7 protein-coding genes are annotated in these 7,512 nt (G+C 66.6%); 1 reads left to right on the top strand and 6 read right to left on the bottom strand.

The window, feature by feature from the left end:
- Position 1: 1 nt before the first annotated feature.
- Genes ACJ7C5_RS16240 through ACJ7C5_RS16255 form a run of 4 tightly spaced genes read right to left on the bottom strand, consistent with a single transcriptional unit; the run spans position 2 to position 3,520 of the window.
- Complete coding sequence (locus ACJ7C5_RS16240; RefSeq protein ID WP_088024083.1) at positions 2 to 643, bottom strand: ABC-type transport auxiliary lipoprotein family protein; 642 nt, start codon at positions 641 to 643, stop codon at positions 2 to 4.
- A complete protein-coding gene (locus ACJ7C5_RS16245; protein WP_014035909.1) occupies positions 640 to 1,566 on the bottom strand; it encodes an MlaD family protein in 927 nt (308 codons plus the stop codon). Before ACJ7C5_RS16245 ends, ACJ7C5_RS16240 begins: the two co-directional genes overlap by 4 nt.
- Before the next feature lie 3 nt (positions 1,567 to 1,569).
- Positions 1,570 to 2,397: an ABC transporter ATP-binding protein gene (locus ACJ7C5_RS16250; RefSeq protein ID WP_412704479.1), complete on the bottom strand. Its 828-nt coding sequence runs from the start codon at positions 2,395 to 2,397 to the stop codon at positions 1,570 to 1,572.
- Position 2,398: 1 nt separating this feature from the next.
- The gene (locus tag ACJ7C5_RS16255) at positions 2,399 to 3,520 is read right to left on the bottom strand and encodes an ABC transporter permease (protein WP_057500365.1); all 1,122 of its coding nucleotides are present in this window, start codon (positions 3,518 to 3,520) and stop codon (positions 2,399 to 2,401) included.
- A 92-nt stretch (positions 3,521 to 3,612) separates the two neighbouring features.
- Between ACJ7C5_RS16255 and ACJ7C5_RS16260 the strand changes: the two genes are divergently transcribed.
- Positions 3,613 to 4,872 (top strand): threonine/serine exporter family protein, encoded by a 1,260-nt coding sequence (locus ACJ7C5_RS16260; protein ID WP_049398420.1) that lies wholly within the window; start codon positions 3,613 to 3,615, stop codon positions 4,870 to 4,872.
- 80 nt (positions 4,873 to 4,952) lie between these two features.
- Here ACJ7C5_RS16260 and ACJ7C5_RS16265 read toward each other — a convergent pair whose 3' ends face one another.
- Both ACJ7C5_RS16265 and ACJ7C5_RS16270 read right to left on the bottom strand, forming a co-directional pair.
- A complete protein-coding gene (locus ACJ7C5_RS16265) occupies positions 4,953 to 5,336 on the bottom strand; it encodes an H-NS histone family protein (RefSeq protein ID WP_088024088.1) in 384 nt (127 codons plus the stop codon).
- A 223-nt stretch (positions 5,337 to 5,559) separates the two neighbouring features.
- Positions 5,560 to 7,263 (bottom strand): proline--tRNA ligase, encoded by a 1,704-nt coding sequence (locus tag ACJ7C5_RS16270; RefSeq protein ID WP_412704480.1) that lies wholly within the window; start codon positions 7,261 to 7,263, stop codon positions 5,560 to 5,562.
- Positions 7,264 to 7,512: the final 249 nt, after the last annotated feature.

A 7,512-nucleotide genomic window follows, 5' to 3' on the forward strand; every position in this document is an offset into this window, starting at 1 on the left:
GTCAGCGCGCGACGGTCGGCTGGTCGGCCTGTCCGCTCAGCAGCGTCCAGCCCACCACATCCTGCGCCAGCTGCTGCAGGCCACGCTCGAACGCGGCGGTCACCGCCGGTACGTCGGTGCTGCCGACCGGCTGCGCCTGGCGGAAGGTGCGGTCGGCGACCACGCGCTGGTCGGCCACGTGGATCAGCTTGGCGTTGACCTCGATCACCACCGTCGGCGTGGCCTGCCCCTGGTAATCGGACTCGAAGCGGCGCACGTCGGTGGACAGCTTGTAGTCGGCACGGATGCCGGCAGTGCTGCGGGCCACGCCGCGAATGCGGCCGGAATCCTCGAAGCCGCGCAGCAGGGTGTCCTCGATCATGTCGGTGGCCGGCTGTGCCCAGCTGGCGCCTTTGTAGATCTCCATCTGCGACGGTGTCGGCCGCACGTTGATGCGCGGGCTGTCGACCATGCGCGCGGCGCTGGGCTTGGCCAGCACCAGCTGCCAGCTGGCCTGCGGCCACGCCGGGTCCGCCTTGACCTGCACGGACGGCGAGTACAGCGTCACCGCGGTTTTCTCGCTGCTGCCAAGGATGGAGCAGCCGCCCAGCAGGGTGACCATCGAAGCGGCCAGCAGCAGGCGCGGAAGGGTGGTCGGGCTCATTTGGGTTCGAACTCCTTCGGTGCGTCGCGGCCCAGCAGGTAGCGCGCGGGGTTGTTCTCGAGGCGGTCGCTGACCCGGCGCAGGTCGCGGATCAGCCCGCGCAGTTCGGTCAGCGTCGGGCCCAGCTGGCCGAGGCCATCGTTGGCGAAGCTGTTGATCGCGGCGCGGTTCTCGCCGAGGATCGAATCGGCGTTGCCGGCGGCCGAATCGAGCTTGGCCAGGGTGCCGTCGAGCTTGTCGATGATGCCGGGCAGCTGCTGCACCAGGTTCTTGTCCAGGCGCTCGATGGTGCCGTTGGTGGTCTTCAGCGTGGTGTCCAGGCTGCGGGCGGCATCGCGCGCGCTGAGCAGCAGCGCCTGGGTACCCTGGTCGCGGTCGGCCAGGCCGCCGCTGATCGTTTCCAGGTTGGCCAGTGTCGCGTTGATCGAGGCCACGTTGCGGTCGCTGAGGATCTGGTCCATGCGCTCGACAATGCGGTTGGCGACGTCGGTGATGTTCTGCAGGGCCGACGGCGTGGTCGGGATGATCGGCGCAGGGTCCTTGTTGACCGTGGTCAGCGCCGGCGACTGCGGCGTGCCGCCGCTGAGCTGGATGATCGACGGGCCGGTCAGGCTGGTGATCGCCAGCTTGGCACGGGTATCGGTCTTGACCGGCGTGTTGGAGTTCAGGCGGATGCGCGCGACGACCTGGCGCGGATCGTCCGGTACCAGGTTCAGTTCGGTGATCGAGCCCACGGCGATGCCGTTGTACTGCACCGGGCTGCCCACCGACAGGCCGGTCACCGCTTCGCGGAACACCACGCGGTATTCCTGCCAGGTGCGGTCGGAGGAGTACTTGGCGGCCCACAGGCCGAAGGCCAGCAGGGCAAGGCCGGTGATCAGGGTGAACGCGCCGATCAGCACGTAGTTGGCTTTGGTTTCCATGGCTCAGGCACTCTCGATCTGTTCGCCACGCGCGGCGCGCGCGCGCGGTCCGTGGAAGTATTCCTGGATCCACGGATGATCCAGTTTCTCGATCTCCGGCAGCGGCGCATTGGCCACGACCTTGCGGTCGGCGATCACTGCCACCCGGTCACAGATGGCGTACAACGTGTCCAGATCATGGGTGATCAGGAACACGGTCAGGCCCAGCGCTTCCTGCAGGGTCTTGATCAGGCGGTCGAACGCCGCCGCACCGATCGGGTCGAGACCGGCGGTCGGTTCGTCCAGGAACAGCAGCGGCGGATCCAGTGCCAGCGCCCGGGCCAGGCCGGCGCGCTTGCGCATGCCACCGGACAGCTGCGAGGGCAGCTTGTTGATCGCATCGGCGGGCAGGCCGGCCAGCTTCACCTTCAGCAGCGCCAGTTCGTAATGCCAGCGCTCGGGCAGCTCGCGGTGGTGCTCCTTCAGTGGCACCTGCACGTTCTCGCCCACGGTCAGCGATGAGAACAGGGCACCGTCCTGGAACAGCACGCCGGTGTTGCGTTCGATGTGCAGGCGGCTCTCGGCATCGTCGGCACGCGCGTCGCGGCCGAGCACTTCGATCTGCCCGGCATCGGGCACGCGCAGGCCGAGGATCGAGCGCATCAGCACCGACTTGCCGGTACCCGAACCACCCACCACGCCGAGGATTTCGCCGCGACGCACGTCCAGGTCCAGGTCTTCGTGCACGGTCTGGCTGCCGAAGCGGTTGACCAGCCCGCGCACGCGGATGGCCAGGTCGTGGCCGTCGTCGTCCTGCATGGGAATTTCTTCGGGTGTCGGATGCGTGCTCATGTCACCAGTCCATGTGCATGAACCACAACGCCGCGAAGGCGTCGATGATGATCACCAGCGAGATCGTCTGCACCACGCTGGAGGTAGTGCGTTCGCCGACCGACTGCGCTGTGCCTTCGACCTTCAGTCCTTCCAGGCAGCCGATCAGGCCGATCACCAGCGCGAACACCGGCGCCTTCGACAGGCCGACCAGCATGTGCCGCACTTCCATCGTCTCGTGCATGCGTGCGATGTACATCTGCGGCGGAATGTCGAGGTCGAACGCACCGACGGTGATGCCGCCGGCCAGGCCGGCAACCATTGCAATGAAGGTCAGCAGCGGCAGGGTGACCAGCAGCGCCAGCAGCCGTGGCAGCACCAGCAGGTCGATCGGATCCAGGCCCAGGGTGCGCATCGCATCGATTTCCTCGCGTGCCTTCATCGCGCCGATCTGCGCGGTGAACGCACTGGCAGTGCGACCGGCCAGCACGATCGCGGTCAGCAGTACCGCGAATTCGCGCAGGAACGCGATGTTGACCAGTTCGACCACATAGATCTCGGCGCCGAAGTCGCGCAGGATGGTCGAGCCGAGGAAGGCGATCACCGCTCCGACCAGGTAAGACAGCAGCGCCACCAGCGGTACCGCGTCCAGCCCGACCTGCTCCATCTGGTGCACGGTGGCGGTCAGGCGGAAACGGCGGGGTTCCTTGACCAGGCGCGCCGCCTTGACCAGGTTCTCGCCGAGGAAACTGCACAGCGCCTTGATGTTGTGACCGGTGGCATGGACGCTGACACCCAGTCGTTCCAGCGCCGCCAGCACGCCGAAGTCGCGCTTGGGCTTGGGCCGGTCGTCGGCGACTTCTTCGATGGTGCACACCAGCGCCTGGTGATCCGGGCGGAACTTCAGTGCGTCCTCGCCGAGGTCGGCGCGATGGGCCACGCGCAGCACCTGCAGCACGCCGGCCGAATCCATCTTCTCGATGGCGGTGGCATCGATGCCGGTCAGCGTATCGGGAACGCCGCGCAGGACTTCGGCCGCGGCCAGCGCGGTCTTCAGGGTCCAGGTGCCGGACAGGTGGATCACGCCCGGGTCATGGGCATCCTGTTCGAGCTGGGGGGCGTGGTTCGGGGTCACTTGGGCCATTCGGGTCGCAGCATAACCGTTCTGTATTGGGCATCGCGTCGAACTCGGATGAATTTCTCCGGTAAGGCCCAGCCTAGGTAATACTACGGCGCATGTCCGCAGACGCTCACACGATCCCCACGCCCCAGGCCACCTACGCGCAGCGCGTGGCCTTCGTTTCCGAGATCGCCGGACGCCTGCACAGCTATGGCACAACGGCTCAGCGCCTGGAAACAGCGGTGGTGGCACTGGCCCGCCAGCTCGATCTGGATTGTGAACCGTGGTCGAATCCCACCGGTATCATCCTCAGCTTCAGCGACCCGGCGCAGGCGATCGGCTCCAGTGACATCACCCGCGTGATCCGCCTGGCGCCCGGCGAGAACGACCTGCACAAGCTCAGCGTCGCCGACCATATCGCCGAAGAAGTGGCCAACGGGCGGATGAGCATCGCCCAGGGCCACACCGCGCTGCGCCAGCTGGACAAGGATCCGGGCCGGCGCGGCAAGCTGCGCACCATCCTCTCGTTCACCCTCGGTGCGGCCGGCGTGGCCGGCATGTGGAAGCTGCCGTGGCTGGACATCGCGACCGCCGGTGTCATCGGCCTGATGATCGGCCTGCTCGGCATGGTCACCGACCGTCGCCCGGCCACCCGCGAAGCGGCCGAGGCGCTGGCCGCACTGCTGGCCGGCCTGGTCGCCACCCTGGTCGCGTCCTTCATCGGCGCGCTCAACCTCAACACGGTGATCATTGCCTCGCTGGTGGTGCTGTTGCCCGGCATGTCGCTGACCAATGCGGTCAACGAACTGGCCAGCCAGCACTGGGTATCGGGTACCGCGCGCTTCGCCGGTGCGCTGACCACCATAATGAAGCTCAGCGTTGGCGCGATGATCGCGGTGACCCTGGCCGACGTGCTCGGCCTTGACCCGGTGATCCGCGCCACGCGGCCGCAGGGGCCGTGGGTGGAGTGGGGCTCGCTGCTGACCGCAGCGTTCGCCTTCGCGATGCTGTTCAAGGCCAACCGCCGCGATTACCCGTGGGTGATCGCGGCCTCGGTGGCCGGTTACGCGATCTCCAAGTTCGGTGGCCACGCCTGGGGTGCGCCGGCCGGCATTTTCCTGTCGGCGATGCTGCTGACCGCCGGTGGCAATCTGTTCGGCCGCCTCGTTGGCCGACCGGGTGCGATCATCCGCCTGCCTGGCATCATCATGATGGTGCCAGGCAGCACCAGCCTGCGCGGCGTGCTGACCCTAGTCCAGCAGCAGGACGTGGGCGCCGGCCAGAGCGTGTTCCTCACTGTGCTCAATGTAGTGATGGCCCTGGTCGCCGGCCTGCTGTTCGGCAACCTGCTGATGCCGGCCCGCAAAACCCTGTAGGTGTGGACCGTTGGTCCACACACCGAAGAATGAAAAACGCCGGCTTTCGCCGGCGTTTTTCATTGCATCCCGATCCGGCTTCAGGCCTTCTTGATCAGGAAATCTTCCGGCTTCTTGTTGCCCTTGGCGGTCAGCTCGGCCATCCAGCGCGGCTGCTTGCCACGGCCGGTCCAGGTTTCCTTCGGGTTGGCCGGGTTGCGGTACTTCGGCGCAACCTTGCCCAGCTTGCGGCCAGCGGTCTTCGAGGGAGCCTTGGCGACCTTGGCCACCTTGCGTGCGCGCGGGGCCGGGGCGTCGCCGAACAGTTCCTCGATGGTGTAACCCTCGGTCTTGGCCAGCTTGCTCAGCTGTGCCCGGACCTTGGTGATCGGCCGGCGCTTGGCGACGATGGTCTGCTGTTTCTTGGCGGTGCGGATCAGGGCGCCCAGCTCGCGTGCCGACAGGCCGGTCAGGTCAATGCTCATTTACGGTTACTCCGGAAACTAATAAGTGGACGGGACGAGCCAGTCCATGGCGTCGCGGGACAGAATAAAGATGAATTAATCCCAGCACAAATGCAGACGGGTCATGGCCTGGCCAGCATCCCGGCTGCATTGCGTCTATTTTGACCGGATTATGTCCGCTGCAATATTGCTCAAATGGGCGTCAGCTAAAAAAAGACCGGGGCATGCCCCGGTCTTTTCCTGATCAACCCTGCAGGCGCTGCAGCAGGGTGGCCTTGTCCAGGCTTTCCGCTTCGCTGGCGCGGCGCGAGCGGTACTCGTAGGTCCCGGCGGCCAGGCCACGTTCGCTGACCACCACGCGGTGCGGGATGCCGATCAGTTCCATGTCGGCGAACATCGCGCCCGGGCGCAGGCCGCGGTCGTCGAGCGCCGCGTCCAGGCCGGCATCGCGCAGCTCCTGCAGCAGGTTGGCGGCTGCATCGGCCACAGCGGCATCACCCTTCGGGTTGATCACGCACACCACCACCTGCCACGGCGCCATCGCGTCCGGCCAGATGATGCCGGCATCGTCATGGTTTTGTTCAATCGCGGCAGCCACCACGCGCGAGATGCCGATGCCATAGCAGCCCATCGCCATCACCGCCGCCTTGCCGTTCTCGTCCAGCACGGTGGCATCCAGCGCTTCGGCGTACTTGCGGCCCAGCTGGAACACGTGACCGACTTCGATGCCACGGGCGATCTTCAGTTCGCCACCGTCCAGCGCGCGGTCACCGGCACGCACGTTGCGGATGTCGGCCACTTCCGGTTCCGGCAGGTCGCGGCCCCAGTTGACGCCGGCCAGGTGGAAACCGGCTTCGTTGGCGCCGACGACGAAGTCGGACATCGCCGCCACTTCGCGATCAGCCACCACGCGGATGGCCTTGGCCGGGGCGACCGGGCCGAGGAAGCCCGGCACGCTGCCCAGGTGCTCGGCGATTTCCGCCTCGCTGGCAAAGCGCTGTTCGTCCAGGCCGGCAACCTTGGCCAGCTTGATCTCGTTGACCTCATGGTCGCCGCGCACCAGCACCAGCACGAACTGCTGTGCCTTGCCTTCGCCCGCGATCAGCGCCACCGACTTCACCGTGCGCTGCAGGTCGATGCCGAGCAGCGCCGCGACATCCTCGCAGGTTTTCTGGGTAGGGGTGTCGACCTTGCGCATCGCTTCGCCGGCGGCCGCACGCGGCGCCGGATCGGCGGCGATCGCCGCTTCCATGTTGGCCGCGTAGTCCGAACCGGTGGAGAACACCAGCGCGTCCTCGCCGGAATCGGCGATGACATGGAATTCCTGCGAGGCATCGCCGCCGATCGCGCCGGAGTCGGCCTGCACCATGCGGAAGTCCAGGCCGAGGCGGGTGAAGATGCGGCTGTAGGCCGACTTCATGTTCTCGTACTCGCGCACCAGGCACTCATCGTGCAGGTGGAACGAATAGGCGTCCTTCATCAGGAACTCGCGCGAACGCATCACGCCGAAGCGCGGACGGATCTCGTCGCGGAACTTGGTCTGCACCTGGTAGAAGTTCACCGGCAGCTGCTTGTAGCTGGACAACTCGCTGCGCGCGAAGTCGCAGGCGGCTTCTTCGGCGGTCGGGCTGTAGCAGAACACCTGGTCCTTGCGGTCCTTGATCTTCAGCAGCTGCGGGCCGAACTTCTGCCAGCGTCCGGTCTGCTCCCACAGTTCCTTCGGCTGGATGGTCGGGATCTGGAATTCCACGGCGCCGGCGCGGTCCATTTCCTCGCGCACGATGCGTTCAACCTTGCGCAGCACGCGCAGGCCCAGCGGCGACCAGGTGTACAGGCCCGATGCCAGCTTGCGGATCATGCCCGCGCGCAGCATCAGTCGGTGGCTGGTGAGCTCGGCGTCGCTGGGGGTTTCCTTGGTGGTGTGCAGGTGGAACTGGGAGAGGCGCATCGTCGGCTTCGGATAACGGCAGAGACGCCTATTCTGCCAGCCCGGCCGGGGTGGGGGGTACTGGCAGGGCTGCGCCCTGCACCCGCCTCAAGCAACGTCAACAGCAACAGCAACAGCAACAGCAACAGCGGGCTTACTGTGGGATGGCGGGGTGGGTCCGGTGGCAGGGGACGCCGTAAACCCGTCCATGGGGGCTTGGTCGCGGCATCCATGCCGCTCACACCCCTGCCACCGGACCCTCCCCGCATT

Origin of the sequence: Nocardiopsis yanglingensis (assembly GCF_045809185.1) — a bacterium.
GTDB lineage: Bacteria > Pseudomonadota > Gammaproteobacteria > Xanthomonadales > Xanthomonadaceae > Stenotrophomonas > Stenotrophomonas yanglingensis.

Excerpts from the sequence above, each read along its gene's own strand:
- ACJ7C5_RS16240 (WP_088024083.1), bottom strand. The coding sequence starts at position 643 with ATGAGCCCGACCACCCTTCCGCGCCTGCTGCTGGCCGCTTCGATGGTC.
- ACJ7C5_RS16245 (WP_014035909.1), bottom strand. The coding sequence starts at position 1,566 with ATGGAAACCAAAGCCAACTACGTGCTGATCGGCGCGTTCACCCTGATC.
- ACJ7C5_RS16250 (WP_412704479.1), bottom strand. The coding sequence starts at position 2,397 with ATGAGCACGCATCCGACACCCGAAGAAATTCCCATGCAGGACGACGAC.
- ACJ7C5_RS16255 (WP_057500365.1), bottom strand. The coding sequence starts at position 3,520 with ATGGCCCAAGTGACCCCGAACCACGCCCCCCAGCTCGAACAGGATGCC.
- ACJ7C5_RS16260 (WP_049398420.1), top strand. The coding sequence starts at position 3,613 with ATGTCCGCAGACGCTCACACGATCCCCACGCCCCAGGCCACCTACGCG.
- ACJ7C5_RS16265 (WP_088024088.1), bottom strand. The coding sequence starts at position 5,336 with ATGAGCATTGACCTGACCGGCCTGTCGGCACGCGAGCTGGGCGCCCTG.
- ACJ7C5_RS16270 (WP_412704480.1), bottom strand. The coding sequence starts at position 7,263 with ATGCGCCTCTCCCAGTTCCACCTGCACACCACCAAGGAAACCCCCAGC.